This is a genomic window from Brevundimonas lutea (assembly GCF_003704105.1).
Lineage (GTDB): Bacteria > Pseudomonadota > Alphaproteobacteria > Caulobacterales > Caulobacteraceae > Brevundimonas > Brevundimonas lutea.
Genome location: NZ_QUOQ01000005.1, coordinates 287,548 through 314,089, shown reverse-complemented (window position 1 = coordinate 314,089; position 26,542 = coordinate 287,548). Strand labels below are relative to the sequence as shown.

Annotated in this window: 30 protein-coding genes; 11 read left to right on the top strand and 19 right to left on the bottom strand. The window is 68.7% G+C overall.

Features of this window, described 5'->3' with window-relative positions; translation table 11 throughout:
* Positions 1-817: outer membrane protein (locus EES48_RS15030; protein ID WP_420807950.1), on the bottom strand; the 817-nt coding region annotated here is incomplete at its 3' end.
* Between the two features lie 398 nt (positions 818-1,215).
* Between EES48_RS15030 and EES48_RS11425 the strand changes: the two genes are divergently transcribed.
* Both EES48_RS11425 and EES48_RS11420 read left to right on the top strand, forming a co-directional pair.
* Positions 1,216-1,635 (top strand): phospholipase D-like domain-containing protein, encoded by a 420-nt coding sequence (locus EES48_RS11425; protein ID WP_162998130.1) that lies wholly within the window; start codon positions 1,216-1,218, stop codon positions 1,633-1,635.
* 65 nt (positions 1,636-1,700) lie between these two features.
* Positions 1,701-2,708 carry an NAD(P)H-dependent glycerol-3-phosphate dehydrogenase gene (locus tag EES48_RS11420; protein WP_122466902.1) on the top strand — a complete coding sequence of 336 codons (1,008 nt, stop codon included), beginning with the start codon at positions 1,701-1,703 and terminating at the stop codon, positions 2,706-2,708.
* Here the strand turns inward: EES48_RS11420 and EES48_RS11415 are convergent.
* Both EES48_RS11415 and EES48_RS11410 read right to left on the bottom strand, forming a co-directional pair.
* Positions 2,696-4,750, bottom strand: coding sequence for an alpha/beta hydrolase family protein (locus EES48_RS11415; RefSeq protein ID WP_122466900.1), 2,055 nt, complete (start codon positions 4,748-4,750; stop codon positions 2,696-2,698). The two genes, EES48_RS11420 and EES48_RS11415, sit on opposite strands and share 13 nt — an antisense overlap.
* 4 nt (positions 4,751-4,754) lie before the next feature.
* Positions 4,755-6,758, bottom strand: coding sequence for an alpha/beta hydrolase family protein (locus tag EES48_RS11410; RefSeq protein WP_122466898.1), 2,004 nt, complete (start codon positions 6,756-6,758; stop codon positions 4,755-4,757).
* 227 nt (positions 6,759-6,985) lie between these two features.
* On the opposite strand from EES48_RS11410, the gene EES48_RS11405 reads away from it, so the two are divergent.
* Entirely contained in the window at positions 6,986-7,459 is a 474-nt protein-coding gene (locus EES48_RS11405; RefSeq protein ID WP_240623329.1) for an SH3 domain-containing protein, read from the top strand.
* A 30-nt stretch (positions 7,460-7,489) separates the two neighbouring features.
* On the opposite strand, the gene EES48_RS11400 is transcribed toward EES48_RS11405, so the two are convergent.
* Positions 7,490-7,924: a hypothetical protein gene (locus EES48_RS11400; protein WP_240623328.1), complete on the bottom strand. Its 435-nt coding sequence runs from the start codon at positions 7,922-7,924 to the stop codon at positions 7,490-7,492.
* A 14-nt stretch (positions 7,925-7,938) separates the two neighbouring features.
* On the bottom strand, positions 7,939-8,283 hold the full coding sequence (locus EES48_RS11395) for a glycine zipper domain-containing protein (RefSeq protein WP_122466894.1): 345 nt from the start codon (positions 8,281-8,283) through the stop codon (positions 7,939-7,941).
* A gap of 150 nt (positions 8,284-8,433) precedes the next feature.
* Here EES48_RS11395 and EES48_RS11390 point away from each other — a divergent pair, with 150 nt between their 5' ends.
* Positions 8,434-9,111 carry a fumarylacetoacetate hydrolase family protein gene (locus EES48_RS11390; protein ID WP_122466892.1) on the top strand — a complete coding sequence of 226 codons (678 nt, stop codon included), beginning with the start codon at positions 8,434-8,436 and terminating at the stop codon, positions 9,109-9,111.
* Positions 9,108-9,749, top strand: a complete 642-nt coding sequence (gene maiA / locus EES48_RS11385) for a maleylacetoacetate isomerase (protein WP_205679441.1) — start codon at positions 9,108-9,110, stop codon at positions 9,747-9,749. Before EES48_RS11390 ends, maiA begins: the two co-directional genes overlap by 4 nt.
* Before the next feature lie 6 nt (positions 9,750-9,755).
* Here maiA and EES48_RS11380 read toward each other — a convergent pair whose 3' ends face one another.
* The gene (locus EES48_RS11380) at positions 9,756-10,538 is read right to left on the bottom strand and encodes a potassium channel family protein (RefSeq protein ID WP_122466971.1); all 783 of its coding nucleotides are present in this window, start codon (positions 10,536-10,538) and stop codon (positions 9,756-9,758) included.
* 251 nt (positions 10,539-10,789) lie between these two features.
* Between EES48_RS11380 and EES48_RS11375 the strand changes: the two genes are divergently transcribed.
* Together EES48_RS11375 and EES48_RS11370 are read left to right on the top strand one after the other, a co-directional pair.
* Positions 10,790-11,014 carry a hypothetical protein gene (locus EES48_RS11375; protein WP_122466890.1) on the top strand — a complete coding sequence of 75 codons (225 nt, stop codon included), beginning with the start codon at positions 10,790-10,792 and terminating at the stop codon, positions 11,012-11,014.
* Positions 11,015-11,103: 89 nt separating this feature from the next.
* Complete coding sequence (locus EES48_RS11370; RefSeq protein WP_162998129.1) at positions 11,104-11,817, top strand: Crp/Fnr family transcriptional regulator; 714 nt, start codon at positions 11,104-11,106, stop codon at positions 11,815-11,817.
* A gap of 12 nt (positions 11,818-11,829) precedes the next feature.
* Here the strand turns inward: EES48_RS11370 and EES48_RS11365 are convergent, their stop codons facing one another.
* The 4 genes from EES48_RS11365 to EES48_RS11350 all read right to left on the bottom strand — a co-directional run bounded on the left by EES48_RS11365 (position 11,830) and on the right by EES48_RS11350 (position 15,635).
* On the bottom strand, positions 11,830-12,495 hold the full coding sequence (locus EES48_RS11365) for a redoxin domain-containing protein (protein WP_122466886.1): 666 nt from the start codon (positions 12,493-12,495) through the stop codon (positions 11,830-11,832).
* Positions 12,492-14,702, bottom strand: a complete 2,211-nt coding sequence (locus EES48_RS11360; protein WP_122466884.1) for a protein-disulfide reductase DsbD family protein — start codon at positions 14,700-14,702, stop codon at positions 12,492-12,494. The genes EES48_RS11365 and EES48_RS11360 overlap by 4 nt, the downstream gene beginning before the upstream one ends.
* 53 nt (positions 14,703-14,755) lie before the next feature.
* A complete protein-coding gene (locus EES48_RS11355) occupies positions 14,756-15,205 on the bottom strand; it encodes an OmpA family protein (RefSeq protein ID WP_122466882.1) in 450 nt (149 codons plus the stop codon).
* An 88-nt stretch (positions 15,206-15,293) separates the two neighbouring features.
* The gene (locus tag EES48_RS11350; protein WP_122466880.1) at positions 15,294-15,635 is read right to left on the bottom strand and encodes a YMGG-like glycine zipper-containing protein; all 342 of its coding nucleotides are present in this window, start codon (positions 15,633-15,635) and stop codon (positions 15,294-15,296) included.
* 140 nt (positions 15,636-15,775) lie between these two features.
* Here EES48_RS11350 and EES48_RS11345 point away from each other — a divergent pair, with 140 nt between their 5' ends.
* Together EES48_RS11345 and EES48_RS11340 are read left to right on the top strand one after the other, a co-directional pair.
* Entirely contained in the window at positions 15,776-16,726 is a 951-nt protein-coding gene (locus EES48_RS11345) for a diacylglycerol/lipid kinase family protein (protein WP_122466877.1), read from the top strand.
* The gene (locus EES48_RS11340) at positions 16,723-17,580 is read left to right on the top strand and encodes a metallophosphoesterase family protein (protein WP_122466875.1); all 858 of its coding nucleotides are present in this window, start codon (positions 16,723-16,725) and stop codon (positions 17,578-17,580) included. Before EES48_RS11345 ends, EES48_RS11340 begins: the two co-directional genes overlap by 4 nt.
* Here the strand turns inward: EES48_RS11340 and EES48_RS11335 are convergent.
* The 3 genes from EES48_RS11335 to ykgO all read right to left on the bottom strand — a co-directional run bounded on the left by EES48_RS11335 (position 17,577) and on the right by ykgO (position 18,497).
* On the bottom strand, positions 17,577-17,873 hold the full coding sequence (locus EES48_RS11335) for a hypothetical protein (RefSeq protein ID WP_122466873.1): 297 nt from the start codon (positions 17,871-17,873) through the stop codon (positions 17,577-17,579). The genes EES48_RS11340 and EES48_RS11335 overlap by 4 nt on opposite strands.
* Positions 17,870-18,145 carry a nucleoid-associated protein GapR gene (gene gapR / locus EES48_RS11330; RefSeq protein ID WP_122466871.1) on the bottom strand — a complete coding sequence of 92 codons (276 nt, stop codon included), beginning with the start codon at positions 18,143-18,145 and terminating at the stop codon, positions 17,870-17,872. The genes EES48_RS11335 and gapR overlap by 4 nt, the downstream gene beginning before the upstream one ends.
* Positions 18,146-18,371: 226 nt before the next feature.
* The gene (gene ykgO, locus EES48_RS11325) at positions 18,372-18,497 is read right to left on the bottom strand and encodes a type B 50S ribosomal protein L36 (RefSeq protein WP_013479043.1); all 126 of its coding nucleotides are present in this window, start codon (positions 18,495-18,497) and stop codon (positions 18,372-18,374) included.
* 247 nt (positions 18,498-18,744) lie between these two features.
* Here ykgO and EES48_RS11320 point away from each other — a divergent pair, with 247 nt between their 5' ends.
* The gene (locus EES48_RS11320; protein WP_122466969.1) at positions 18,745-19,299 is read left to right on the top strand and encodes a peroxiredoxin; all 555 of its coding nucleotides are present in this window, start codon (positions 18,745-18,747) and stop codon (positions 19,297-19,299) included.
* Between the two features lie 207 nt (positions 19,300-19,506).
* Positions 19,507-20,040, top strand: a complete 534-nt coding sequence (ahpD, locus tag EES48_RS11315; RefSeq protein WP_122466869.1) for an alkylhydroperoxidase, AhpD family — start codon at positions 19,507-19,509, stop codon at positions 20,038-20,040.
* Here ahpD and EES48_RS11310 read toward each other — a convergent pair.
* The 6 genes from EES48_RS11310 to EES48_RS11285 all read right to left on the bottom strand — a co-directional run bounded on the left by EES48_RS11310 (position 20,037) and on the right by EES48_RS11285 (position 26,539).
* Positions 20,037-20,999, bottom strand: a complete 963-nt coding sequence (locus tag EES48_RS11310; protein ID WP_122466867.1) for a hypothetical protein — start codon at positions 20,997-20,999, stop codon at positions 20,037-20,039. The two genes, ahpD and EES48_RS11310, sit on opposite strands and share 4 nt — an antisense overlap.
* Positions 20,989-21,651 (bottom strand): DUF2459 domain-containing protein, encoded by a 663-nt coding sequence (locus EES48_RS11305; protein ID WP_122466865.1) that lies wholly within the window; start codon positions 21,649-21,651, stop codon positions 20,989-20,991. Before EES48_RS11305 ends, EES48_RS11310 begins: the two co-directional genes overlap by 11 nt.
* Positions 21,648-22,208, bottom strand: coding sequence for a hypothetical protein (locus EES48_RS11300; RefSeq protein WP_122466863.1), 561 nt, complete (start codon positions 22,206-22,208; stop codon positions 21,648-21,650). Before EES48_RS11300 ends, EES48_RS11305 begins: the two co-directional genes overlap by 4 nt.
* A gap of 39 nt (positions 22,209-22,247) precedes the next feature.
* Positions 22,248-22,787: a hypothetical protein gene (locus EES48_RS11295; protein ID WP_240623327.1), complete on the bottom strand. Its 540-nt coding sequence runs from the start codon at positions 22,785-22,787 to the stop codon at positions 22,248-22,250.
* Positions 22,748-25,762 (bottom strand): translation initiation factor IF-2, encoded by a 3,015-nt coding sequence (infB, locus tag EES48_RS11290; RefSeq protein ID WP_122466861.1) that lies wholly within the window; start codon positions 25,760-25,762, stop codon positions 22,748-22,750. Before infB ends, EES48_RS11295 begins: the two co-directional genes overlap by 40 nt.
* A gap of 81 nt (positions 25,763-25,843) precedes the next feature.
* A complete protein-coding gene (locus EES48_RS11285; protein WP_122466859.1) occupies positions 25,844-26,539 on the bottom strand; it encodes an RNA-binding protein in 696 nt (231 codons plus the stop codon).
* Positions 26,540-26,542 lie beyond the last annotated feature (3 nt).

The following is a 26,542-nucleotide window of genomic DNA, read 5'->3' as shown; positions in this document are numbered from 1 at the left end:
GAGCCGGGGCCGGAGGCGGCGGCGGGGGCGGCGGGGGAGGCGGCGGCGGGGGAGGCGGCGGCGGCGGAGCCGGCGGAGGCGGCGGCGGCGGCGCATCAACCGCACCGAAGCTGTAGCGCAGACCCAGCGAAACGGTGTGGCTGAAGTCGTAGTCGCCTTCCCAGTTGCCGAGGTCGGGCCCGCCCGTGGTGGACGATTCGAACGTCGTGTCGCCGGTCAGATAGCGGTAGGTCAGGTCGATATTCATCCGCTCGCCGACGCGGAAGGCCAGTCCCGCGATCGCCTGGGCGGCCATTTCGCCGTTCTTGTCGTCGATGACGAAGGTCGAGCCGGGAACGCCCTGCAGCGTGCCGCGAACATCGTAGTCGACCCAGTTCATGCCGGCGCCGACGCCGATGAACGGACGAACCATCCAGTCCGGCGAGCCGAAGTCGTAAATGGCGTTGATCATCACCGTGGTGGCGGTGATGTCGCCATCCGGATTCTCGCAGCCCGCACCGCCGGTGGCGCAAACGCCCGAGGGAACGGTGTTGCTGAAGCGCTGGACGGCCCCGAGGTCACCATCGCGGAAACCGCCTTCCAGCTCGATCCGCCAATTGGGATTGAAGCGATAGCCCAGGCGGCCGAAGTAGGCCGGGCCGTCATTGACGTCGAATTCAAAGGCCGGGCCGGCTTCCGAACGCGCCAGGATGCCTTCTTCCATGAAGTGGCCACCGACTTCGGCGGCCCCGTAGAAGCCGTTCGGTTCGGCGTGGGCGGCGCCGGCGGCGAGGGCGAGAACGCCCGCAGCGCTGGAGGCCATAACGAAGGTTTTCAAGCGCATGCTTCTCAGCTTCCTGTAGATATGTCGGGGCGGAACGACGGACCTGTCGCCCCATTTCGGTCTCTATCACACCGCACCGCAAGCGGTATGCGCTTTCGCGAGGTTGTGAACGTTCGCCGTAAGAACCGTTGCGAGGATGCGACACTTTGTCATCAGCCCGCCCTGCGGCGTCTCCGATCAGGATCAGCATGAACTATCCTCTCGCTGTCTCTCTCATCGTTCTGACCAGCGCGTGCCAGCCGGCGGCCCCGGGACAGGCTGCGACGAAGGAAGGCTTTGCGCGAGAGGCCTCCGCCGTCGCCGGGAATGGTGCGAGTTCGGCAGCGAGAATTACGCAGGAAAACGGTGTTCAGTCAGTCTGCTTCGAACCCGAAGACGACTGCATCGGGATAATGACCGCCCAGCTCGACCTCGCTCGCGAGGAAGTTCTGGTGATGGCCTTCCTGTTCAGCAACGGGCGGATGGTCAACGCGCTGAACCGGGCTGCGGCTCGGGGAGTTCGGGTGCGCATGGTGGTTTCGGACATGCGCGAAGGGCATCCCCGCGTGCGCGCCGTGCAGCAGCGCGGCGTCGAGGTCATGACGCGAGACAACCTGACCCAGCACTCGAAATACCTGGTGATCGATCGACGACTGGTGATCACCGGAAGCCAGAACTTCACCTTCGCGTCCCAAAGCAATTCCGAGAACACCCTCGTGATCGACGACCCTCGGACCGTCGCCGCCTATGTGCGGAACTGGGAGCGACGCGCGGCCGGGTCTCGCCCGGCGCGGGACCGGCCCATGGAGCAGCCCCAGGAGGCGGAATCCTGATCGCGCTTCATCCCGGGACCCGGCTCTGATAGCCCTGTCCGCTCGGGGGCGAGGGATCGGATGTGATGCAAGAGATCAAGAGCGTGGGCGTCATGGGCGCGGGGGCCTGGGGCACGGCCCTGGCTCAGGTGATGGCCAGGCGCGGCCATGACACCCTGCTGTGGGCGCGCGAGGCCGAGGTGGTCGAAAGCGCGGCGCAGGTCCGCGAGAACACGGCTTTCCTCCCCGGGGTTCGACTGGAAGACAACGTCAGCGTCACGGGCGACCTATCGGTCCTGAGTCAGGCCGACATGATATTGGCCGTGCCTCCGGCTCAGCACATGCGGGCGACGCTCGCGAGCTTCGCGCCATATTGCGCTGCAGGAACGCCCATCATCCTCTGCGCCAAGGGTGTCGAGCGCGGCACGCTGAAGCTGATGACCGATGTGCTGGCCGAAACCCTGCCCGACGCCCGCGCCGCCGTGCTGTCGGGACCAAGCTTCGCGGCCGAGGTTTCGCGCGATCTCCCGACCGCCGTGACCCTGGCCTGCGCCGACGAGGATTTGGGCCGACGCCTGCTGGAGGCTGTCGCCACCCCCCGTTTCCGGCCCTATCTGGTCACCGACATGATCGGCGCCGAGGCCGGCGGCGCACTCAAGAATGTGCTCGCAATCGGCACGGGCATTGTCGAGGGCCGAGGCCTGGGCCGCAGCGCCCATGCCGCCCTCATCACACGCGGTTTCGCCGAGATGACCCGAATGGCCGTGGCCCTGGGCGCGCAGCGAGAAACCGTCGCGGGCCTCTGCGGTCTCGGCGATCTGGTTCTGACCTGTTCGAGCTCACAGTCGCGCAACATGAGCGTCGGCCTGGCGCTGGGACGCGGCGAGACGCTGGACCAGGCGCTGAGCGGCAAACGATCGGTCGCGGAGGGCGTGGAAAGCGCGCCGGCGGTGCGCGAGCTGTCGGCGCGCCTGGGGGTCGAGACCCCGATCTGCGAGGCGGTGGCGTCGGTGCTCGCCGACGAGCAGAGCGTCGAGGAGGCCATCGACGGCCTCCTGTCCCGGCCGCTGAGAAGCGAGCACTACGGCGTCTGAGCGATCACCGTGGGCGGGGACGCCGGAAGGTGGCGGCCGAGGAAGCTGTCCAGTTCGGCGAGTATGAGGGTCCAGGCTTCTTCCGACCATCCGCTATGCCCCGCATCCTCGATCTCGAGATAGCGAACCGGCTTGGCGGCGCGAACCAGAGCGCGGTTCAGGGCCCGGGATTGCTCCACTGAAACGATATTGTCCTCCTCTCCATGGATGAGCAGGACAGGTGTTCGCCACGACGCGACCTGGTGGATCGGGGACGCCGCTTTCAATCTCGCCTCGTCCAAGCGCGGGTCGCCCATCGATTTGACCCAATATTCGTAGCGGTCCGACCCGGCCCCGAACTGTCGCCGCTCCCACCGCAGCGCCTCCTCGAGATCGGAAAGGCCGGCGATGGAGACCGCGCAGCGGAAACGATCGGGTTGATCCGCCGCTGCCCACGCCGCGACGTAACCGCCGTAGCTGGCCCCCATGATGCAGACGCGCGCCGGGTCAGCGAGCCCTTCCGCGACCATGTGATCGAGACCGGCGTAGACGTCCGTCTGCATGACGCCGCCGTATTCGCGATAGCCCGCTTCGGCCCAGGCGCGTCCGCGGCCCGAGGATCCCCGAAAATCCGGCTGAAGCACCTGATATCCGCGCGTGGCGAGGATCTGCGCGAAGACATCGTACGACAGCGTGTCGCGAACCTCGGGACCGCCGTGCGGCAGGACGATGAGCGGGCGCGGAGGCTGGCCAGGCCCAGGGGCATGTCCGGTCAGATAGCCATGCAGCCGCTGACCGTCTCCGGCCGCGTAATCGAGCCGCCGCGTGGGGGCCAAACGCTCCTCCCTCAGGCCGCGAAACATGGGCCCAAGCGGCTCAACGTTCCGGGCTTCGGAGTCATAGAGAAAATAGTCTCCGGGATTGCGCGGTCCCGATACCGCGAGCAGCCAGATTCGACCGTCGTCCGATTGCGAAGCCACCGAAAGACTTCGTTCGCCTCCGAAAAAGCGCTTCAGCCCGCGAAACACCGCGGCGTCCTCCGGATCGCGAAAGTCGCACTCGAAAGCGTCGGCCCAGTAACAGCCGGCCTGAAACGCCCCGTCCTCTGACAAAACGACGTCGGCGACATCGTATTCCGCGTGACGCCAGATGGCTGGTCCCAGAAGACGAGTCCGGAAATCGAAGATGTGAACCCCGGCGGTCGGATCGTCGCTGGCCTCGCCCCGAGCGCTGACATACAGCTCGCCCTGACGGGAGGTGGCGCCCAGAATGTCATAGTCCGGAAAATCGCGCAGTTCGTCCTTGCGCACCCGAAAGAGCTCCACCCAGTCGCCGCTGACCGGATCGCGTCCTTCGGCCACCAGAATGCGTCCGATAAGGCCTCTAAGCCGCGTGCGCGCGACCACTTCGCCTCGAGCATCGGTGTGGTAGCTTAGAACGCGTCGCTCACCCTGCAGAACTTCCCGCGATTCGCCGGTGCGCACGTTGGCGCGCGCGACACTCAGCACGCCGCCACCGTCGTCGAACGTCATGAGAATTTCATCCGGCTCCCTCGGCAAGGTGTCCAGAACCATGCCCGGGTCGCCGGGGCGCGATCGCGGGGCCCTGACGGTGATGCGGTCCGTACCGTCACGCCTGACCGATATCACCCCCTGCCCGCCCCGGAAGGTCGTGATGCGGCCGTCGGGATCGTTCCGCCGTCGGCCGACCTCGAACAGGCTGAGTCCCATCAGGATCCGGTCATCGGTTTTCCAGGCGACCCATTCGGGCCACGATCCTCCGAAGGCTTCCCGAAAGCGGCCTCGGTAGATCGGGGTCGAGACCTTCGTTTCGACGTCGTAGACCATGATAAGGTTTTCTTCGCCGTCCCAACTGAGGAAGGCGACGTATTTTCCGGAAGGCGACACCACCGCTCCCGTCACCATCGGCGGCGCGGCGATCTCGCTGGCCGTCAGCGGCTGCGACCTCGCCGGACCGTCGACCAGCATCGAGACGGCCAGGACCATGACCGCCAGGTACGCCCCCAGTCGGTTCAGCTTTGCGCGCGGGTGGCTAGGACGCATGTCTTCAGCCGAGGTGGCGGCGGAAGAAGGCGACGTACCGGGCCATCAACCGGCCTTCCTCGGCCAGGTCCCAGTCGCCGTGACCCGCATCGGCGATCTCGATCAGTTCGACCGGCCTGCCGGCGCCCTGTAGCGCATCGCGCATGCGGCGCGAGTGTCCGACCGGCACGATGGCGTCGTCCACACCATGCGTCATCAGCACCGGGCACGGCATCTCTCCGGCTCTCCGGCGCGGCGACCAGCGTACCTGCTCTGCGGCGTCCGCGCGCGGATCACCGAGACGAACGACCTCTCGCGCATAGATCTGCTGACCCGGGCTGTCGTCGTCACGGCGCTGCTCGGCCAGGAGATCGGGCAGATCGCTGAAGCCGCAGATCGAGACGGCGGCCTTGTACAGGTCGGGCCTGAGGATCGGGCTCATCAGCGCGGAATAGCCACCGAAGCTCGCGCCCATGATGCCGACGCGGCTGGCGTCCAGTCCGCCCTCGCTAACGGCCGCCAGAACGGCGTCCTCGATGTCCTCCTGCACCCGGCCGCCCCACTGACGATCGCCTTGGTCGGCGAAGGTTTCGCCGAAGCCTCCCGACCCGCGGAAATTCGGCTGAACGACCCAGAAACCCTGCGACGCCAGCGCCTGGGCCTGACGATCGTAGCTCCAGGCGTCGCGCACCTGGGGTCCGCCGTGGACCAGGGCGATCAGCGGCCCCTTGGCGCCGGAAGACGGCCGGGTCAGATAGGCGCCGATCTCCGAACCATCGCGCGTCGCGACCCTCAGGCGCGTCATGGGAGCCAGCCTCTGCGCCTCAAGCGTTCTGCGCGCGGCGATGTTGGTGTAGTCGCGCGCCTGGCGATTGTAGAGGTACCAGGCGCCCGGTTCGCGAGGTCCCTCGACATAGGTCAGGATGCGGTTGCGGGCCGTGTCGGCGCCGACGATCCGCACCGAGGCCTCATCATTGAAGAAGCGGTTCATAGCGCGGTAGTGCGGCGCGACCGCCGGATCCGGGAAATCGTAGTCGAGCCGGTCCACGACGAAACCCGTGGCGATCGGTCGGCGCGCCGCGTCGAGAACCTCATGATCGGCGTCGAAGCCCTCCCGTGTCCGGATCGGCGGCCCCAGCTGCAGCGTGGTCAGGTCCATATCACGCAGGGCGATGACGTCCTCGCCCTCGGCCCGGGCGAGCACGCGCACGGCCCCCGCCGTCTCCGATGGGCCCGCCCAGGTGAACTGCGGCTGCTCCAGAATGCGATCGCTGCGGACGAAGCGCCATTCCGAACCGCCGATCGGCCGGGCGCGCCAGGTCTGGACGTCGCCGCGCGCCGACAGATCGCGCCGCAGCACGGGAACGCCATCGACGGTTTTCCAGTCTAGGGTCCGCGCGACGCCTCGCTCCACCAGCTCGCTTCGACCCGTCGACAGACTGACCCGATAGAGTTCGTTGAGCAGATTGAAGCCCCGCGCCGCCATGAGGATGTGCCCGGGCCGGTCGGACACGGTGTCGATGATCCGGCCGAGATCGAGGTTGTAGTTCAAGGCCTGTCGATCCTCGCCGAACAACGCCAGACCGCGGCCGGTATCGGCGTCGATCGACAACACCCGCCGCGCCGTGATGGTGCGGCCCTGCTCCCGGATCATGGAGTGCATGGGCCGATTTCCCTGCACCTCCGTTTCGGTGATCACCACCAGCAGCACGTGCCGGTCGTCGGCCCATTCCAGACGCTGGGCCTGGACGTCGCCGATGGGCACGCGCACACGGGCGCCACCGGGGTCGTCCGCGGACACGATGTCCAGAATGGCGCGCTGGCGATCGCCCTGCGGCGTTTGCTGCAGCACGGCGAGCCTGCGACCGTCAGGGGACAGCGCCACCGACAGGGCCGCATCCGGTCTGTGAAACTCGCCGAGCGCGTACGGTTCAGTCTGGGCCAAGACGCGTGTCGGCAGTCCCAGCGCGCAGGCGACGGCTGCGCCGCCGCCGAGAAACAGACGCCGCGAGGTCGAGCATGATGTCATGAAGGCATTTCCGGTTGCGCTGAAGCACAACCTTCACGCGGCGTTTTCGTCAAGCGTGGCTTTGGGCGCGCCGCGTGGTTAAGCCGGTCTTAAGGCGGGGCGCGCATGACTGTGGGTTGCCCTCGCGACCCTACGGTCCTACCGTGATCCGATCCCTTTTTAAACTCCGCCCTGTTTTGATCTGCGCCGCCCTGGCTGGCGCCGTTCTGACCGGGGGCGCGCAGACCATGCCGGACGGAAGGCCCACGCCGACCGGGCTGGAGGTGCCGCGCTGGATCACGTTGAAGTCCGATCGCGTTCGGGCGCGTCAGGGCCCGGGTCTCGACTATCAGGTGATGTGGGAATATCGCGCCGCCGGCCTGCCGGTTCAGGTCATCGCCGAGACGACCGAATGGCGAAAGGTCTGCGATCCGGAAGGCTCGGTCGCCTGGATTCACCGCACCGTGGCCTCAGGGCGACGCACCGTGTTCAATCGCACCGGCGCGGACATTCCCCTGCGCTCTGGCCGGTCGGATCGGTCTGGCGTCCGGGCGACCCTGGCGCCCCGCGCCATCGCTCCGCTGGATGATTGCGAGGACGGCTGGTGCCGGGTCGGCGGCCGCAAGTCGCGCGGCTGGGCGCCGGAGCGCCAGCTTTTCGGCGTTCAGGGCCAAGCCTTGTGCGATTACCGTCGCCCGGCCGGACGCGCCCCGTCGCGATAGCAAAAGACCCGCCGAAGCGGGTCTTTCCGATCAGGTCTGCTGACGGTCCCGTCGCCGACGCCGTTTCCGCTGCCGTTCGGTCTCGCCGAACAGTCCCGCCGCAAGGGTGGCCAAGGCGGGGTTTCTGAGAAACAGGAAGGCCGTCGCCAGCGCCGCGGCGCCGCCCAGCATTGGGCGCGCGGCGACCAGATGGACGGCCCGGCCCAGCAGCCCGTCATCCTCTTCCTCGAGTTCGGCGTCATCATCATCCTGCCGCGCTTCCGCTCCGGACTTGCCGAAAAAACGGAAGGAGACGGCAGCGGCGGCGGCGGCGAACAGCGCTGCCGTTATCGCCCCCGCGCCCGCCGGCACGAAGACCAGCAACAGCAGATGATAGATGGTGGCCCCGAGCGCGAACACAGCAACCAGAGCGCATCCGGCCGCGACCGCCCCGGCGACGACCTTTTTGATCAGTCCCGAAAGCACCCCCTGTCCGATCATCAGCGACGGCGGCCGGCCAGCAGAACGCCGAGCACCAGACCGACGCCCAGCGCGATGGCGGTCGACTGCACCGGACGCTCCTGGACCCGCTCGGTGATGTAACGCTGCGCCTCTTCGAAGCGCTCGTGCGCGTCGTCGTAATAGGCCTGGCCGCGCACGCGGGCGTCGGCGTAGTAGCCGCGCGCACGCTCACGCAGTTCATCAGCCTTCAGTTCGGCCTGGGCGCGAGCCTGGCTGGCGCGACCCTTGATGGCCGCAGCCTCCTCGCGGGCGCCAACCTTGAGGTCCTCCTTGAGGGTCTTCAGGTCGTTCTTGATGTCTTCGCGGGCCTTGGTCGTGGCCATGATGCGCTCTCCGGCTCTAGCTTTGCGGTATGCAGATAGGGAACCCCCATCCCCAACGCCAAGGTTCGGAGGGGGTTCCGGCGTCTAATTTTGCGCCGCAGCATGAATCGGCGCGTGGCGCGGCGCCGGCGGCGGGGCTAGACTCGCCCAATGACCGATTGGCTCTTTGACCCCGCGCCGCGCCCTTCCCTGACTGCTGTGACCGGCGGCCGCCTGCCGGTCCGGCGCATTCTCTGCGTCGGCCAGAACTACGCCGCCCATGCCCGCGAGATGGGCGCCGAGCGGGCCGAGCCCTTCTTCTTTTCCAAGCCCGGCGACGCCCTGGTCGCGGGCGGCGGGTCCATCCCCTTCCCCGGCGCGACCGACAACCTTCACCATGAAGCCGAACTGGTTTGCGTCATCGGTGGCGAGGGGGCCGATCTGTCTCCCGAGGACGCCGGACGCCTGATCTGGGGCTATGCCGTCGGCGTCGATCTGACCCGCCGCGACCTCCAGGCCGCCGCCAAACAGGCCGGCCGTCCCTGGGACGCGGCCAAGGGCTTCGACCACTCCGCTCCCGTGGGCCCGGTCACTGCGGCCGCCGACTGGAGCCCCGGCGGACAGTCGATCGCCCTGACCGTCAACGGCGAGACGCGCCAGTCGGCCTCGCTCGCAGACATGGTCTGGAACCCGGCCGAGATCGTGGCTCAGGCCTCGCGACTGTGGCGGGTGATGCCCGGCGACCTGATCTTCACCGGAACGCCTGAGGGCGTCGGCCCCCTGAGGCCCGGCGACACCGTCCGCGCCACGGTCGAGGGTCTGTCGCCCGTGGAGTTCACCCTCACATGAGCGACCTGGTCCTGCACGGCTACTGGCGCTCGGGCACCAGCTACCGCACCCGTATCGCGCTCAATCTCAAGGGACTGAGCTATGAGACCCGGCCTGTCGATCTGCGTCAGGGTGACCAGGCGTCGGACTCCTATCGCCGCCTCAACCCGCAGGGGCTGGTTCCCGCGCTGGAGGTCGACGGTCGCGTCCTGACCCAGAGCCCGGCCATCCTGGAGTGGATCGAGGAGACCTGGCCCGAGCCGCCGCTGTTGCCGCGCGATCCTTTCGCCCGCGCCGAGGTGCGCGCCATGGCGGCGCTGGTCGCCTGCGACATCCATCCGCTGAACAATCTGCGGGTGCTCAAGGCGATCAGGAGCCAGTTCGGCGCCGATCAGGCCGCGACCGACGCCTGGGCCGCGAGATGGATCACCGCCGGCTTCGAGGCCTTGGAGGCGCTGGTCGCCCGCCACGGCGACGGCTGGGCCTGGGGCGATCGCCCGACCCTGACCGATTGCTGCCTCGTCCCCCAGATCTATTCGGCGCGGCGCTTCAACGTGTCGATGGCCCCCTTCCCGCGGCTCATCGCCATCGAGGCGGCGGCGGCCGTCCATCCCGCCTTCGTCGCCGCCCACCCGGATCGTCAGCCCGACGCAGACTGATCCGCCTCAGCGGCCCTCGTCGGGAATGCACAGCACGATGCCGCAGGCCTTGCAGTGCACCGCGTCCGGGTCGTGGTTCTGCAGGCCGCAGTTGTCGCAGGGAAAGCGCACCTTGTGCGGCCGGAACAGGGTCTGGGCCAGGCGGATGAACAAGGTGATGCCGGTCAGCATCACCGCGATCGACACGACCCGCCCCCACGGCCCGGGCAGGGTGATATCGCCATAGCCTGTCGTGGTCAGCGACGTGACGGTGAAATAGAGCGCGTCCAGGTAGCCGCCGATTCCGCCCTGGCCGAGGAACAGGCCGTAGACGAAGCCGGTGGAGACGAACAGAAAGGTCAGCACCGCGGCCAGGGCCTTGGTCGTGTCCTCGACCCGCGTGTCGTCGAAGCGCCGCCCGACCGTGCGCCAGAACACGTCGGAATTCACCAGCGTCCAGAGCCGCACGATCCGCAGGAAGCCGAGGTTGGCCAGCCAGGCCGGAAACAGCAGGGTCGCCAGGATGAACAGATCGACCCACACCACCGGCTTTCGCAGCCAGTCCTTGATGTCGGTGTAGGCCAGCGCCCGCGCCGCCAGATCAAGCGCGAGGAAGGCCGCGATCAGATAGTCGATCACATAGTAGAACAGCCCCTGCTCCTTCAGCAGCGGCGTGGCCAGGAAGAAGCCGATGATGGCCAGGTCGATGACGATCACCGCCAGCCGGAACCGGACGGCCGCCGGCCCGGAGCCGTGGTAGAGATACCGCAGCCGGGCGCGCAGCCTCAGCCCCTCGGCGCGTGGCGGCATGCTTTCGACCTGTATCTGGTCGTCGTGGTGGATCGCCTGCACGGCGGTCAGGCCGCGGCGCCGCCGCAGCGGTTTTCCGGTGTCAGGCTTGCTCTTCCGGCGCGCGGCGGCCTCGGTCATACGCCAAGGGTTAGCGCGGGTCCCGCGTAAGGTCACCCGTCCTTTTGAATCATGCACTTCGCTTCTGTTGGCGGGGCGACAGACGCGGCCACGCTTCCTCGCCTATTCATCTCGCCGAACGCGAGGGCTGAATGACCGGGTATCAGTTGCGCTGTGTCGGGGCGGACGACCGCTGGCGGCTGCCGTCCATCGAGGCGGCCGACGACGCCGACGCCATGCGCCGCGCGCTCGGAACCCTGCGCCAGCAGGACTGCCGCGCCGTCGAGGTCTGGCAGGGGTCCCGGCTGGTGGCGCGGGTCGGGCGCCAGCCCGGTGACCGGGCTCCGGCCGGAACAGCCCTGCACGGTGCGCCTTGAGTCGCGCTCGAGGGCCAGCTTGGCCGTCCGCGCCCGCCGATGACCGGCGACCGGACCGTCGGGACTTCCCCTTTCCGCTCAAGATGCCGTTGTCGCCGTCGAACGCGATCCTCAACAGCCTCCCGCCCGCCGAACGCGCGATCATTCTGGAGGCGGCCACCCCGGTTGAATTCCGGCTTGGCGACCTGATCTGCGAGGCGGGCGACCGGGCCACCCACTGCACCTTCGTTGACGAGGGCATCATCTCGGCCGTGGCGGTGATGGCCGACGGCCGCACCATCGAGACCTTCATGATCGGGCCGGAAGGGATGACCTTCCCCCTGGCGGTCGAGGCGGGCGCCCGCGCCTATTCGCGGCTGGTGGCCCAATCGGACGGCTACGGCCGCCGGGTCGAAATCGGACGCTTGCGCCAATTGGCCGATCACAGCGAAGCGCTGCGCGAGGCTGTCGCCGCCTATGCCGTCCGCCTGACCGGTGAGTTGGAACAGTCCTCGGCGTGCAATGCCCTGCACCGCGCCGAGCACCGCTTCGCCAAATGGCTTTTGCGCTGCCACGACCGGGTCGAGGGCGACGTGCTGAAGCTGACCCAAGAGTATCTGGCGTCCATGCTGGGGTCCCAGCGCACCACGGTCAACGAGGCCGCCCAGACCCTGCAGCGCGCCGGGGCCATCCGCTACTCGCGCGGCCGCGTCACCATCCTGGACCGGGTCGCCCTCGAGCGCGCCGCCTGCGAATGCTACGGCGTCCAGTGGGAGATCCTCGAGGCCGGCATCCACCCCCCGCCTCTCGCCAAGGCGGGGTGACGGCGCGCGGCGTCAGGCGTCCAGTTCGTCGGCGTATTTGATCGAGCAGCCATAGGGTTGGGCGTAGGGCGTCTCCGGCGCCTCGCCGGCCTCGTGCGCCGCCAAGGCCAAGGTGACGTAGTTGGTCGCGCCCTCAAGCGATTCCGCTTCGCTGGACGGCCGGTCGTCGATGGCGCCGGCGTAGACGATGCGGCCCTGCTCATCGATGACCCGCATGTCCGGCGTCGTCTTGGCGTCGTACAGGCGGCCGACCTGACCGGTGGGATCCAGTAGCAGATGGTTGGCGCCGGCGGTGTTGCGGTCGGCCCATTGGCGCGCCTCGGCGCCATCGACGTATCCTTGCTGGCCCTGGGCCGATGAGATGATGGTCAGCCACACCGCGCCGTCTTCGACCGCCGCGCGTTGCAGGTCCTGCATGGCGCCGGATTCATAGTATTTCTGGACGTAGGGGCAGCCCTCGTTGGTCCACTCGAGGATCACCACCTGACCGCGATAGTCGCTCAGCTGACGCTGGACCCCTTCCGAATCCACCAGGGTGAAGTTCGGGGCCATGTTGGTCGCGGCCGCCGCTGTTTCTACGGTGTTTTCGGGGGCGGCCGCATCGGGCGCTGCGGCTTGCTCGCCGCAGGCGGCGAGGGCGAGGGCGGAGACGGCGAGAAGCGACAGGCGGCGGATCATGATCGGGCTCCTGGATCAGCGGTGGCGTCGGCGAGGGCGGCGGTCACCGCCCCGGGGGTGAGAATTTGCGGCAGGATACGTGGCTCGTCGTCGCCGGGACCATAGACCAGATACAACGGCACCCCCGAACGGCCGTGGCGCTCCAGCTCGCGGGCGATCGGCGCGTCCCTCAGGGTCCAGTCGCCGACCATATAGACAGCGTTCGCCTCTTCGAAGGCCTCGGCGGTCGCGCGGCGTTGCAGGGCGGCGCGCTCGTTCACCTTGCAGGTCAGGCACCAGTCGGCGGTGAAATTGACGAGGACGGGGCGACCGTCGGCCTGGGCTTGGCTCACAGCCTCGGGCGACCAGGCCACGGCGGGCAGAACGCCCTCCTCATAGCCGGCCTGTCCGCCCGGTGCGGCGGGGCGCGTCGCGGCCGCCCAGGCCAGGCCCCCCGACAACGCCAGTCCCAGGGCCAGACCCCCGACCATGACCGGCCGGCCTCCCGCTCGTCCCAGAGCGAACAGGCCCAGGGCCAGGGCCGCAGCGGCGCCGGCCAGCAGCAGAGCCCCGGTGGTGTCGGTCTGGCGCGCGAACACCCAGGCCAGCCACAGGGCGGTGAGATACAGCGGGATCGCCAGCCAGCGCTGCAGCGTGACCATCCACGGCCCGGGTCGAGGCAGGCGGCGCATAATCGCCGGGGTCAGGCTGACGATCAGATAGGGGAGCGCCAGACCCAGGCCCAGAGCCAGGAAGATCGCCAGGGCCGGAAGGGCAGGCAGGGTCACCGCCGCCCCCAGGGCGACGGCCATGAAGGGTGCGGTGCAGGGCGCCGCGACCACCACCGCCAGCACGCCGGTCAGGAAGGACTGGGTGCCGCGCGGCAGCGTCGAAGCCTTGCTCTCGGCCTCTCCGGCCAGGGCCTGGGCCCCGCCGCCGACGTGGTAGAGCCCCGACAGGTTCAGCCCGACAGCCAGCATCAGCAGCGCCAGGGCCGCGGTCACCGGGGGGCTCTGCAGCTGGAAGCCCCAGCCCACCGACTGGCCCGCCGCGCGCAGAGCCAGAAGCACTCCGGCCAGTATGGCGAAGGTCACCAGCACCCCCAGCAGGAACGCCAGCCCGTCGCGCCGCGCAGCAGCCGGCTCGTGCGCGCCCTTGGCTAGGCCCGCCGCCTTCATGGCCAACACCGGGAACACACAGGGCATGAGATTGAGGATCAGCCCGCCGATCAGGGCGAAGGCGATCAGCATCGGCAGGGCCAGGGTCGAGCCCGCCGCGGCGGCGTCCGGATCGGTCAGCGCGCCGCTCCCTGACGCGCCGGGCAGGGGCGGTCCCGGCTGGGCGGTGATCTCCCAGGCCCCGACGTCGGTCCACAGCAGACCCTGGATCGGGCCGCTCGGCGGCGCGATCCGCCAGCCGCCGCCCGGGGTCAGATTGAGGGACAGTCCCCGCTCGCCCCGCTCTCCGGGCTGGGCCGAGGGATGATCGACCTGCCCACCCTGGAAGGGGAAGAACCAGGCCTGGGTCGCCTCGGCCAGCTCCGGCCCCACCACACTCAGTACGACCGCTCCGTTCGGGCCGTCGGGGGTCAGCCGCGCCTCGAAGTCGCCCGGTCCGGGCGCGGAGGTCAGGGCCGTCTGGATGTCCGCGCCATGGCGGGGGTCCAGCGGCGGCGCGCCGTCCCCGATCGGCAAGTCCAAGGTCAGGACCAGCTCGTCCGGAACGCACATTTCAGGATTGCACACCAGAAACAGCGCCTCGGTCCGCAGCGGGATCGTCGTTCCCGGCCGCGCGTCGGCGGGGATCTCGATCGGGACCGGCAGGAAGACCTCGCCGGAATAGCCGAAGTTCATCAGGCTCTGCAGCCGCTGCCGCTCGGGCACGGGCCAGACGATGCCGCCCGCCTCGACACCTCGGGGGGCCGTCCAGGCCAGGGTCGTGGCCCCGCCGGAATCGCCCGGATTGCGCCAGTAGGTGTGCCAACCGGGTTCGATGTTCTGACGAACGGCGACGATGGCCGTCGAGCCCGGCGTGGCCCAGCGGCTCATCGGGACCAATTCGGCGGTGATGCGCGGTGTCGACTTCGGGCCCGGACCGGCGTCCTGGCTGCCCGGCGCGACGCTGCGGCCGAGCGGCGTCGAAACCGGCTGACCGATCGCCGCCGTCGTCGTCGCCAGCCACAGGACGGCGGCGATCAGGCTGATCAGGAAAGGGAGGGCGCGAGACATGGCGCTCGCAGTCTAGCGCCGCGGCGCTTTCCGGCCCAGAGCGACCCCCCGCGTCAGAGCGGCGCGGCCTCCACCCAGACTTCGGTGCGGCGGCGCAGCGGTTCGGCACGCCCATCGGCGGTGGTCGCGCCCTGGTCTCCGACCGCCTCCATCTGGAAGGCCGGAGCCGGCCAGCCCGCGCCCTCGAAGGCCTCGGCCACGGCCATGGCCCGCCGCTCGGACAGGCTCTGGTTGGCCGAAGCCGATCCCGTCGCAGACGCCAGACCCGTAACCTGCACCCGGCGGATGTCGCATCCCGACAGCTGGGCCGAGGTCATGCCGATGATCTCGCGGGCAGGCTCTGTCAGCCGCGCCTGACCCTCCTCGAAATAGATCTCGAACCGCCGCTCCCCGCACGCACCCGGTTCAGCCACCAGATCGGCACGATCGGCATACCCGCCGCCGCCGCCACCGCACGCACCAAGACCCAGCGCACTCAGTCCAATCAGAACACCAACTCGCATTCACCCCTCCCGGCGAAGAAAAAAGGGGCGGCCGTCAATCGACGCACCGCCCCTCGGAACTATTGATCAGGCCCGGAGCCCGACGTCATCAGTACCGGCGCGACCCGTCTTCCCAGTAGCATTCGCTCTGACGGTTGTCGTAGCAATAGTAGTAGCGTCCACGGCTGTCGCGGTAGCGCTGCTGATTGTTGCGGTCCTGGCCCGAGCCGCGGATGGCGCCCACGGCGCCGCCGATGGCCGCGCCGGCCAGGGTGGCTTCCGTATCGCCGCCGATTAGTTGGCCGGCGGCCGCGCCGATAGCCGCGCCGATGGCGCCCTGGCGAGCCGTTTCATTCATGCCGCCGCCATAGCCGCCGTATCCATAGGGGTCGCTGGCGCAGGCGGTGGTCAGGAGGCCGACGCCGGCCACGGCGATGAGGAGCTTCTTCATGATCGTTCGTCCTTGTCGAGTTCGTGTTGTCGAACCCCCGTGCCAGAGGTGAACGTGGCGGAATGACGCGGGTTCCGGACTACGGCCACGCTTTGTGGCGGAAACCGGAACATCGCCCCTTGGCGCACGTTCGGCCCGACATGACCGACGCCCTTATCGAAGCCGAGCCGGCGCCCCAGGCGAAAAGCCACGAGGGGTCCCAGTTGACCCCGTATGCCGAGCTGAAGCGCGTGGCGGTGCTGGTGAACAGCCTGTCGGGCAGCGTCGGGCCAAAGGCGGCGGCCGAGGTCGAGGCCATTCTTGCGGAATTCGGACTGGAGGGCTCCGTCATTCCTCTGGAATCCGGAAAGTTCGACGATCAAATCGAACAGGCTCTGGAAGACAAGCCCGATGTCCTGTTCGTCTTGGCGGGTGATGGGACTGCGGGGACTGTGGCGGGCCGCGCGGGCCGCGATGGGCCGATGATCGCGCCTCTGCCCGGCGGCACCATGAACATGCTGCCCAAGGCGCTCTATGGAACGGCCGACTGGAAGGCGGCTCTCAGGACCGCGTTGTCCGAGGGCGAACCCCAGTGGGTGTCCGGTGGCAAGGTCGAAGGCCATGCCTTCTATTGCGCGGCGATCCTGGGCGCCCCCGCCCTGTGGGCCCCGGCCCGCGAGGCGCTGCGTGAGGGCAAGCTGAAGCGCGCCTGGCAGTATGGCGTGCGCGCCTTTCGACGAGCCTTTTCAGGTCGTCTGAGGTGTAGCCTGGACAACGGCCCAAAACGACGGGCCGAGGCGCTTGTTCTGATCAGTCCGATGATCTCCCGCGCCATGGAGGAGCCGGTGGGCCTAGAAGCCGCCATCATGAGCCAGGAGACCGCCACCGACGGGTTCCGGCTCGGCGTCACGGCGCTATTCAGCGACTGGCGTGACGACCCGGCGGTCAAGACCCAGCCGGTGCGCAAGGCCGAGGCCTGGGGCCGCTCCACCATTCCGGCTGTGCTCGACGGCGAAACCGTTCGGCTCGGGGATCGCGCCACCATCGAATTCACCCCCCGCGCGTTCCGCGCCTTGGTGCCGAAGCCGCCCGCGGCGGAGTCGACGGTTTGACGGTTCGGCGGATCCTGCATCTGTCCGACATCCATTTCGGTTGCGAGGACAAGGCGGCGGTTGAAGCCGCGACGGCCTATTGCCACGCCACGCCCAGCGATCTGGTGCTGGTCAGCGGCGACATTACCCAGAAGGGATACGGGCGTGAGTTCGAGGCGGCGGGCGCGTGGCTGAAATCTTTGCCCGAGCCGGTGTTCGTCATCGTCGGCAATCACGACGTGCCCTATTGGGATCCGATCGCGCGGGTATTTCACCCGTGGCGGGCTTTTGAGGAAGCAACCGGCCATCCGGCGCACGATCACGAGCACGACGCGCCGGGTCTGATGGTGCGCGGCGTGGTTACGGCGCGCGGCTGGCAGATGCGAGCCAACTGGTCCAAGGGGGTCATCGACCTCGATCAGACGCGACGCGCGGCCGAGGCGTTGAAGGCCGCGCCGGCCGGCACTCTGAGAGTGATCGCCTGCCACCATCCGCTGATCGAGATGATCGGCACGCCCATGACCGGCGACGTCAAGCGCGGCGACGCGGCGGCGCAGATTTTCACGGAGGCCGGCGTCGACCTTATCGTGTCGGGCCATGTCCACGTCCCCTTCGCCCTGCCGATTAAGCTGGGCAAGGGATGCTCATACGCGGTGGGGTGCGGAACCGTGTCGCATCGCGAACGGGGCGCGCCGCCCAGTTTCAACCGCATCGAATGGGACGACGACCGAATCGTGGTCACCGCCTTGGGCTGGAACGGGACGGCGTTCGAGGACTGGCAGACCTGGGAGCTGGGACGCCGCAAGGACACCCGCGATCCCGACTTTGATCCGCCCATCGACATGACCCCGGCTGAGAAGATACCGGGCCGCTAATTCGTCTCTGGTTCGGGTTTCGGACCCTTCTTCGCCTTGGCGGCGATCTCCTTGAGCTTGCGAGCCTGAAGAGCCGACAGTGACTGACCGGGCGCCCCCTTTTCCGGATCGCCGAAGGCGCGCCCGTAGGTTTCGACCCGCTCTGACACCGAGCCGAGGAATTCATCTTCCCAGTCTGACAGGGGAACCCCGGCTCTCTCGGCGGCGCGACGGGCGCGGCGCAGGGCGTTCAGAGCCTGGCGCTGGGCGGCCTTTCTGGCCGCCTCGTAAGGACTGACGTCCTTTCGCTTCACACTTCCCCGAGGGCGGACAGATAGAGGTCGAGGATCGCCTCTTCCTCTTGGCGCTTGGCCTTGTCCTGCTTGCGAATGCGCAGGACCTTCCTCAGGGTCTTGACGTCGTAGCCTTCACCCTTGGCTTCGGCGAAGACTTCCTTCTGGTCGGCCATGACCGCCGCCTTGTCCTCCTCCAGCCGCTCCAGCCTCTCGATGATGGTGCGCAAACGGCCTTGCGCCGTGGCGTTGAGGACCTCGGGGGAGGCGTCGAAAGAGGCGTCGTCGGCCATGGGATACTCGCGGGGGAATGTGGTGATCAGGGTTAGCGTCGCGCGCGAGAAGGCTCAACGCCACGCACGAAAAAGGCCGCGGACGGTTCGCCGCGGCCTGTGGATGTTTTCTGGCTAGACGTCCGTTCCGCTCGGCTCGTGACGTTTCGCTGCCGTAGGGCGTGAAGGACAGAAACCCTCCGGCAGCTCGCGGCCGCTCGCGAGCGGCCGGGCCACCAAGGCCTAATCAGCCCTGCTTGGCCTTGAAGCGCGGGTCGGTCTTGTTGATCACGTAGACCACGCCCTTGCGGCGCACGATCTTGCAGTCCCGGTGGCGGGTCTTGAGCGACTTGAGCGAGCTGCGGACCTTCATGGTCTTAATCCTTGGGCGCCGAAACAGAACCGCCGCGGGCGGACCCACGGCGGAGAAGGCGCGGGGTATAGGGGGATGGTCCCAACCTGTCAACAATCCCGTCCACGCCCACGCTAAGCATAACTCCAGCCTATTCGCACATGCGAGAAGATCAATTTGACTTCGCAGGTGCGAGAAGCCATTTCCGGGACACGGCGACGCGCTCCCCCGCGTCGCCGATTCTCATTCAGACCTGATGGAGTTCGCCATGTTGGGCGTCGGCCAAACCCTTCCCGATTTCAAGATCACCGGCGTGAAGCCGGGCTTCAACGCCCACGAAGAGAACGGCGTCTCGGCTTTTGAGCCGATCACCAAAGACAGTTTCCCCGGCAAGTGGAAGGTGATCTTCTTCTATCCCAAGGACTTCACCTTCGTTTGCCCGACCGAGATCGCCGAGTTCGCGCGCCTGGGCCGCGAGTTCGAGGACCGTGACACCGTGGTGCTGGGCGGCTCGACCGACAACGAGTTCACCAAGCTGGCCTGGCGTCGTGACCATGCCGACCTGAACAAGCTGCCGATCTGGCAGTTCGCCGACAACGGCGGCAAGCTGGCCCGGGCCCTGGGGATCATGGACGAGGAAGAGGGCGTGGCCCTCCGCGCCACCTTCGTGGTCGATCCGCACAACGTCATCCAGCACGTCTATGTCACCAACCTGAACGTCGGACGCGCGCCGGCCGACACCCTGCGGGTGGTCGACGCCCTGCAGACCGACGAGCTGTGCGCCTGCAACCGCCCTGTCGGCGGCGAAGTGCTCGCTGCCTAAAAAGCGGCGAATGAGCCTAGAAAGGGCGGCGGCTTTCATGTCGCCGCCTTTTCACTGCGTGCTTCACTTATGGCCGCTATGCTCGGCTTGCGGAGCCTCGCGACTTGAGCGCCCGCGCCTGATATCCCAAATCCTAGGCCTGCCTGCGGCTCAAGCAGCAAGCGACCGCGTCGTAAGCGATAGCCGCCTCCCGAAGGGAAACCAAAGATGTCCGTTGACGCCCTGCGCGACCTGATCCCGTCCTACGCCAAGGACATCTCGCTGAACCTGTCGTCCCTGGCGACCGACACGGCGCTGAACGAGGCGCAGAAGTGGGGGACCTTTCTGGCCAGCGCCCACGCGGTCGGAACGCCCGAGGTGATCCGTCAGATCGAGGCCGCCGCCGCCCCGCACCTGGACGAGACCGCCGCCGACGCAGCTCGCGCCGCGGCCGCCGTCATGGGCATGAACAACATCTACTATCGGTCGCTCCACCTGATGCACAATCAGGAATACCGCACTCTGCCGGCCCGGCTTCGCATGAACGTCATCGCCAACCCGGGCGTCGACAAGGTCGATTTCGAGCTGTGGTCCACGGCTGTCTCGGCCATCAACGGCTGCGGCGCCTGTCTGGACGCCCACGAGGCCGAACTGCGCAAGCACGGCGCGACCAATGTTCAGGTTCAGGCGGCCTTGCGGATCGCGGCCGTGGTCAACGCCGTCAGCCGCGTGGTCGCCGGAGAAGCCGCGCGGCGGGGCTAATCCCCGACCGCGTCGAGGCGCGCGACCACGATCCCGAGCTTGTCCAGGGCGAGGTCGCGACGGGCCGGATTGGCAATGCCTTCCGCGAACAGCGGTCCGGCCAGATGGTCGAGGGCGTGGATTAGAAAGCCATAGCGGGCGGCGGCCTCGCGGTCGCCCGACAGCGCGGCCGCCTCGCGGGCCCGCGCCTCGCAGTGCCGGAATACGAAGCGGTCGTCGTATCTGAGCAAGGCGGCCAGCAGGACGCCGATATCGTGTCCCCGCGGCATGACCGCCGCCGCGCCCCAGTCGAGGGCGACGAAGCGGTTTCCCGTGAAACGCAGGTTCGGCTTAATCAGGTCACAGTTGGCGAAGGTCATGGGCAAGTCGACAAGGCCGCGCTCAAGACGGCTCAGCCCTGTGGTCCAACGACGGCGGGCGTCCGGACCGGTCAGACCGTGTTCGGCGGCGAGCCGTGCGACGAAGCCCAGGCGCTTCGGCCAGCCGCCGCGGGGGCGGGTTCGGGCCGGGCGTCGGAGGGGGCTCATCAGGGCGAGACGGGCGGCATGGCGCGGCTGGAGCTCTGCCAGACGAGCCGACATTTCGGCCTCGGACGTAGCGACGGCGGCGGCCAGCTCGCCGGCCTGGCGGAACAGATTCCAGTGGCTGTGATCGATGTAGTCGAGCAGCAGCCGGGCGCCCCAAACATTGTCCTGAACGCAGTGGACATAGGGTGACAACAGGCCGTCGCTTAAATGGCCCGCGACATGGCGGTGGAAGAAGGCCTCGCCGGACGCGTGGCGGGCGGCGGCTAAACGTCCGATACGCTTGTCCACAAGACGGGCGCCGGAGCGGACATCCTGATGCATGAGGACTTTGGCGCCGTCGCGTCCGGCGTGGAGCAGGGCTGTACGCACACCGTCGGGCCGCCGCGAACGGATCAGCCGGTCGGCGAGGTCGCGGGCGGCGTCATCCGGCATCGGCCGCCTCGACCGCGCGCATGACCTCGCCGGAGGTGACCGAGCGGAGCGGTCGCACCGCCACACCGCCGGCGCTCAGCACCTCGGCCGTCCAGTGGTTGCACAGATGGCCGATCCAGAAGGTCTCGGTGCTTTTCAGAAAGACCATGTCGTCGCCGGGTCGGCGGGCGCCGATCTCGGGGCCGGGGGCGAGAGAGGCCTCGACGCGATCGGCGAGACGGTCGAAGCCTTCGGGGCCGACCCGCACCTCGGCGCGCCCCTCCGCGGCCGGAATGCGCGCGGGGTCGCGTGGGTCGGGGTCGAGCATGACGACCGAGGCGTTGCCAGGCCAAAAAAAGGCGCGGGCGCCGTCCGGCAGTCGGGTGTGGATCGGGGTCGTGTCGACATAGAAGCGGGCGTCGCCCCAGCCGACCAGTATCCACTCACCGGGCGGCAGAGCGCGCACCGCCTCGGCCAGGGGGCCGTCCCGCGCCTCCAACGCCCGACGGGGCACGGCCAGGTCGGTGTGAAAGCCGTTGTCGAGGATGTGCAGGGTGACGCCGGGCCGGTCGGCCGCGACAGGCGCGAGATCAAGGTCCCCGGATCGCGTCCAGGTCCACAGGGCCGCGACCACGCCGAGCAGCGCGGCCAAGAGCAGGCCGACAACCCTCATCGCTGGACGCGAGCGAGTGCGCATAGCCGCGCGGGCGATCCCTCGGGCCCGGGTGGTTGTTCTCCCGAAAAGACGGCGACAACCACGGTCGGGCCTTCATGCGACACCGCCAGCCAGCGGCCGGGAGCGCCGTCGGCGCAGGCGGGCGCCTCGCCCTCGGTGATGCGACGCAGTTCCACCTGAGCGTCGCGGGGGATGTCGAACAGGCCCGACAGCCGGCCGCCCTGACCGTTCCAGCGATCGTCTCCCGTCAGGATCCGATGCGGCGCGGTGCGGAAGGGCTCGGCGTCACCCCAGGCGACTCCGGCGGCGTCGAAGGTCAGGACCGGGCCCTCACCTTCCGGCCGGAAGAGCCCTTGCGTCAGTCCGTCCGGCCCCGTGGTGCGGCGGGTGTCCAGGATCGCGGGCGCCTCGACCTTGGGCAGGGAGGGCAAGGCCAGGCCGGAGAACAGGTCAGGGTCGCGCGCCAAAAGGCCGCCCACAGCCGCGACCGTCAGGGCCGCGAGCAGCAGGAGTCCGCCGATCAGGTTGGGAAGGAGGGGACGCTCGGCCGTCATGCGCGAGAGGCTAGGCCGGGCTCGACCGGACGCAAAGCCCTATCGCCCGGGAGGCGTGCTGTCGGCCGGGCCGTCCCGCGGCGGCTCGGCCCACTCACCCCGGAACTGATAGCTGAGACGGGCGCAATGCCGCCACTGGCCGTCCGACCAGCGGCCCACGGCGTGGACGGTCAGCGGGCGGGCCAGACGGGGCTTGCCCATGACCAGCCAGGTCTCGGTCGAACCGGGACACAGGGCGTTAGCCAGGGCGCGTCCGTCACCCTCGGTTTCAATCTGGTAGCTGTCGCTCTCGGAGGAGCCGGTCGGAAGCACCGCGCGTGCCTGGGCATTGGCGGCCTTGTCCAGACCGGCCGATCCGCGCGAGCCGGTGGAATAGAGGCGCCGGACATCGACGCGGCCGAACCAGCCGCGATCGACCTCCAGCGTCACACCCTGGGTCAACGACCGCGTGAGATCGTTGGCCGGATCGAAGGCGATGAACCGGACGTCGGCGGCGGCCGGCGTGGCCAGGGCGGCCGCGCCGATCGCCAGTCCGACCGCTAGTCCAGCGTGCGCTTGATTTCCTCGACGGTGAAGCACTCGATGTAATCGCCCTGCTTGATGTCCTGGAAGCCCTGGAAGTGCATGCCGCACTCCTGGCCCGACTGCACCTCGTTGACCTCGTCCTTGAAGCGCTTGAGCGTCTGGAGCGTGCCCAGTTCGAGCACCACAACATCTTCGCGGATGATGCGGACGCGCGCGCCCTTGCGGACCACGCCCTCGGTGACCCGGCAACCAGCGATCTTGCCGACCTTGGTGATGTCGAACACCTCCAGAACCTGAGCATTGCCCAGGAAGGTCTCGCGTTGAAGCGGCGAAAGCATGCCCGAAAGCACGCCTTTGATGTCATCCAAGAGGTCGTAGATGATCGAGTAGTAGCGGATCTCGACCCCCTCGCGATCCGCCAGGTCCTTGGCCTGTTTGGACGCACGGACATTGAAGCCGAGGATCGGCGCCCCGGCGGACTTGGCCAGGTTGACGTCGCTCTCGGTGATGCCGCCCGCGCCGGAATAGATGATCCGGGCGCGAACCTCGTCGGTGGCCATCTTCTCGAGCGAGCCCTGGATGGCCTCGCCCGAGCCCTGGACGTCCGACTTGATAACGACCGGCAGTTCCGAGATCTTCTTGGAGCCCAGCTTGGCCATCATGTCGGCCAGGGACACCTGACCGGCGGCGCCGGTGGTCTGCTCGCGCTTGATGCGGGCGCGATACTCGGTGAGCTCGCGGGCGCGGCCCTCGCTCTCGACCACGGCCAGAACGTCGCCCGGGCTGGGCGCCTCATCCAGGCCGAGGATTTCGACCGGCATGGCCGGGCCGGCTTCCTTGACCTGTTCGTTGCGCTCGTTGAGCAGGGCGCGGACCTTGCCCCACGCCGAGCCGGCCACGACGATGTCACCGCGCTCCAGCGTGCCGCGCTTGACCAGAACGGTCGCGACCGGGCCGCGACCCTTGTCGAGCTTGGCCTCGATGACCACGCCCTCGGCCGAGCGGTCGGGGTTGGCGCGCAGGTCCATGACTTCCGCCTGGACCAGGATGGCGTCGATCAGACCGTCGAGATTGGTGCGGTTCTTGGCCGACACTTCCACGATCTGGGTGTCGCCGCCCAGAGCTTCGGAAATGACCTCGTACTGCAGCAGCTCGTTGACGACCCGCTGGGGGTCGGCGTCGGGTTTGTCGATCTTGTTGACCGCCACGATGATCGGGGTCTCGGCCGCCTTGGCGTGCTGAATGGCCTCGATCGTCTGGGGCATGACGCCGTCGTCGGCGGCCACGACCAGCACCACGATGTCGGTCACGTCGGCGCCGCGCGCCCGCATGGCCGAGAAGGCGGCGTGACCCGGGGTGTCGAGGAAGGTGACCGCTTGGTCGTCCTTGGTCCGGACCTGATAGGCGCCGATGTGCTGGGTGATGCCACCGGCCTCGCCGCCCGCCACGTCAGTGGTGCGCAGCGCGTCCAGCAGACTGGTCTTGCCATGGTCGACGTGACCCATGATGGCGACGACCGGGGCGCGAGACGTCGTGGCGCCCGTGTCGTCGTCTTCCTGCAAGAAGCCGGTTTCGATGTCGCTTTCCGACACGCGCTTGACCGCCATGCCGTACTCGTCGGCGACCAGTTCGGCCGTGTCGGAATCGATCACGTCGTTGATCTTGAGCATCAAACCCTGACGCATCAGGAACTTGACGACATCGGCGCCGCGGATGGCCATGCGGTTAGCCAGTTCGCCGACGGTGATGGTGTCGGGAATGACCACCTCGCGCGGACGGTTCGGCGCGTCGGTGGAGCCACCCTTGCGCTTTTCCTTCTCGCGTTCACGGGCACGGCGGACCGAGGCCAGCGAGCGCATGCGCTCGGCCGTGTCGCCGTCGCCGGCCACGGACTGGATGGTCAGGCGGCCTTCGCGGCGTTTGGGCTCGCCACGCGTGCGGCTGACGGCCTTGCCGGCGTCGGAGAAGCGCTTGTCACGATCCTCTTCGGCGCGGCTGCCGGCCGGTCGGCCGAAGGCGGCGCGGCTGGGCCGGGCCACCTCAGGCTGGGCCGGAGGCTGGTTCGGGGCCGCGCGGCCGCCGGGCCCGGGCCGAGCGCCGGCGGGACCGCGGGCGCCGGGCGCCGGGCGGGGATCAAGGGCCGAATAGCGCACCGGCTGGGCCGGACGGGCGCCGGGCGGGCGACCCGAGCCGGACCCTGCGCCCGCGCCCTGCTGGGGACGTTCGACATAGTTGCGTTCGCCACCACCGGCGGCCTGTTCACGCACCGATCGTCCGCCGAAACTCGGGGCGGGAGCGCGCTGACCATAAGGATTCTTGCCTTGGCCGGGACGCGGGGCGCGCTGGCCGAAGTTGACCTCCGGCCGCTTCGGCGCGGCGGGGCGCGGCGCGGGTTCGGCGGGCTTGGGAGCCTCCGGCGCCGGAGCCTCGACCTTGGTCGTTTCGGCCGGCTTGGCGGCGGCGCGACGCGTCGGGGCCGGAGCCGGCGCTGCGGCGGCCAGGGCCGCGGCTTGCTCGCGCGCCCGCTCGGCGGCGGCGCGGGCGTCGGCGGCCTCCTTGGCGGCGGTCTGGGCGGCCTCGGAGGCCTTGGCCTCGGCCTGCTTCTTGGCCTCGGCGGCGCGCTTTTCAGCTTCCCGGGCCTCGGCTTCGCGCTTCACACGGTCGGCGTTGGCCGCCTCAATGGCGCGGCGACGAGCCTCCTGCTCGCTCGACGACAAGCCGCCGTCGCCGGCCGGCGCGGCCTGGGCGGGCCGCGACGGCGCCGGAGCCGACTGGCCTTGCGGACGCGGACGCGCGACGTCGAAGCCCTGCTGGCGCTGGACCGGCGAGGGCCCGCCTACGCGGCGCTTCGTCTCGACCACCACGGTCTTGGACCGGCCGTGGCTGAAGCTCTGGCGCACGGTGCCGGCCGCGACCGCTCCCTGCTGGCGCGGCCTCAGGCTCAGCGGCGCACGTGGCCCAGTCTGGGACGGAGTCCCGGTGGGGGCCTGCGGCTTGCCGTCGTCGGTCTTGTCTTTGTCGTCGCTCATTCGGTCGCTTTTACTGTCGGCGGGAGAAATCCCGCCGTTCCTTCGTCAAACGCAAACGGACGCGCAAAGCCCCAATTCCCTTCAGGAACCGGAACCCCGCCCGTCCAAGGCCTCTCCTGATCCGCTCTCGGCGCCGGCGCCGGCGCCGCCCGAGGGCGTCGCCTGGTCCCAGCTCCCAGGTCGGAGCGCTCGAAATCCCGCCAGTCTCTGGACCTCCTCGGTCCATCGATCAGCGCGCCCGCCCGCAAGCAGGACGGCGTGTATCACATTTTCCAGCCCGAGGGCCAAACCCAATTCTTCGGCGGAAAACGCCCCGCAGATGCCGGGGGGCGGTACTTGATGGCGCGCCAGGCCAAGGAGCTTGCCGCGCCCATCGGCCGATCCGTCCGACGCCTCGATCAGCCAGACCGCCCGACCACCGCGGATCGCGGCGGCGGATTTCTCGAACCCGGAGATAAGCACACCCTCGCGTCGGGCAAGGCCCAACTGCTCGAGGCAGCGCTTTTTCAAGAGCTTATCGAGGGTATCCGGCAGGTCAGGGGCGGCCTTGAGCGGGGCCTTGGCGGCGCGGGCGAACAAGCCCTTCTTCGCCGCCGTCTCGACCGAGGCGCGGTCGGCCGCGACCCACAGGCCGCGACCGGGCAGGCGGCGAGCCAGATCGGGGACAACCTGGCCGTCCGGCCCCGCGACGAAGCGGATCAGGCGTGATTCCTCCATGACCTCGCGGGTGACGAGGTCGCGGCGTTCACGCTCCGATGTCGCTTTCGCGAGGCTCATGGA

Bases quoted from the DNA above. Each gene is read 5' to 3' on its own strand.
- EES48_RS11405 (WP_240623329.1), top strand. From the start codon at position 6,986: ATGCCGGACGGAAGGCCCACGCCGACCGGGCTGGAGGTGCCGCGCTGG.
- EES48_RS11305 (WP_122466865.1), bottom strand. From the start codon at position 21,651: ATGAGGGTTGTCGGCCTGCTCTTGGCCGCGCTGCTCGGCGTGGTCGCG.
- EES48_RS11395 (WP_122466894.1), bottom strand. From the start codon at position 8,283: ATGGCCACGACCAAGGCCCGCGAAGACATCAAGAACGACCTGAAGACC.
- EES48_RS11300 (WP_122466863.1), bottom strand. From the start codon at position 22,208: ATGACGGCCGAGCGTCCCCTCCTTCCCAACCTGATCGGCGGACTCCTG.
- EES48_RS11365 (WP_122466886.1), bottom strand. From the start codon at position 12,495: ATGATCCGCCGCCTGTCGCTTCTCGCCGTCTCCGCCCTCGCCCTCGCC.
- EES48_RS11320 (WP_122466969.1), top strand. From the start codon at position 18,745: ATGTTGGGCGTCGGCCAAACCCTTCCCGATTTCAAGATCACCGGCGTG.
- EES48_RS11425 (WP_162998130.1), top strand. From the start codon at position 1,216: ATGACCGCCCAGCTCGACCTCGCTCGCGAGGAAGTTCTGGTGATGGCC.
- EES48_RS11380 (WP_122466971.1), bottom strand. From the start codon at position 10,538: ATGCCGCCACGCGCCGAGGGGCTGAGGCTGCGCGCCCGGCTGCGGTAT.
- EES48_RS11360 (WP_122466884.1), bottom strand. From the start codon at position 14,702: ATGTCTCGCGCCCTCCCTTTCCTGATCAGCCTGATCGCCGCCGTCCTG.
- EES48_RS11375 (WP_122466890.1), top strand. From the start codon at position 10,790: ATGACCGGGTATCAGTTGCGCTGTGTCGGGGCGGACGACCGCTGGCGG.
- maiA (WP_205679441.1), top strand. From the start codon at position 9,108: ATGAGCGACCTGGTCCTGCACGGCTACTGGCGCTCGGGCACCAGCTAC.
- EES48_RS11345 (WP_122466877.1), top strand. From the start codon at position 15,776: ATGACCGACGCCCTTATCGAAGCCGAGCCGGCGCCCCAGGCGAAAAGC.
- EES48_RS11310 (WP_122466867.1), bottom strand. From the start codon at position 20,999: ATGCCGGATGACGCCGCCCGCGACCTCGCCGACCGGCTGATCCGTTCG.
- EES48_RS11355 (WP_122466882.1), bottom strand. From the start codon at position 15,205: ATGCGAGTTGGTGTTCTGATTGGACTGAGTGCGCTGGGTCTTGGTGCG.
- EES48_RS11350 (WP_122466880.1), bottom strand. From the start codon at position 15,635: ATGAAGAAGCTCCTCATCGCCGTGGCCGGCGTCGGCCTCCTGACCACC.
- EES48_RS11415 (WP_122466900.1), bottom strand. From the start codon at position 4,750: ATGCGTCCTAGCCACCCGCGCGCAAAGCTGAACCGACTGGGGGCGTAC.
- ykgO (WP_013479043.1), bottom strand. From the start codon at position 18,497: ATGAAGGTCCGCAGCTCGCTCAAGTCGCTCAAGACCCGCCACCGGGAC.
- ahpD (WP_122466869.1), top strand. From the start codon at position 19,507: ATGTCCGTTGACGCCCTGCGCGACCTGATCCCGTCCTACGCCAAGGAC.
- EES48_RS11420 (WP_122466902.1), top strand. From the start codon at position 1,701: ATGCAAGAGATCAAGAGCGTGGGCGTCATGGGCGCGGGGGCCTGGGGC.
- EES48_RS11390 (WP_122466892.1), top strand. From the start codon at position 8,434: ATGACCGATTGGCTCTTTGACCCCGCGCCGCGCCCTTCCCTGACTGCT.
- gapR (WP_122466871.1), bottom strand. From the start codon at position 18,145: ATGGCCGACGACGCCTCTTTCGACGCCTCCCCCGAGGTCCTCAACGCC.
- EES48_RS11410 (WP_122466898.1), bottom strand. From the start codon at position 6,758: ATGACATCATGCTCGACCTCGCGGCGTCTGTTTCTCGGCGGCGGCGCA.
- EES48_RS11285 (WP_122466859.1), bottom strand. From the start codon at position 26,539: ATGAGCCTCGCGAAAGCGACATCGGAGCGTGAACGCCGCGACCTCGTC.
- infB (WP_122466861.1), bottom strand. From the start codon at position 25,762: ATGAGCGACGACAAAGACAAGACCGACGACGGCAAGCCGCAGGCCCCC.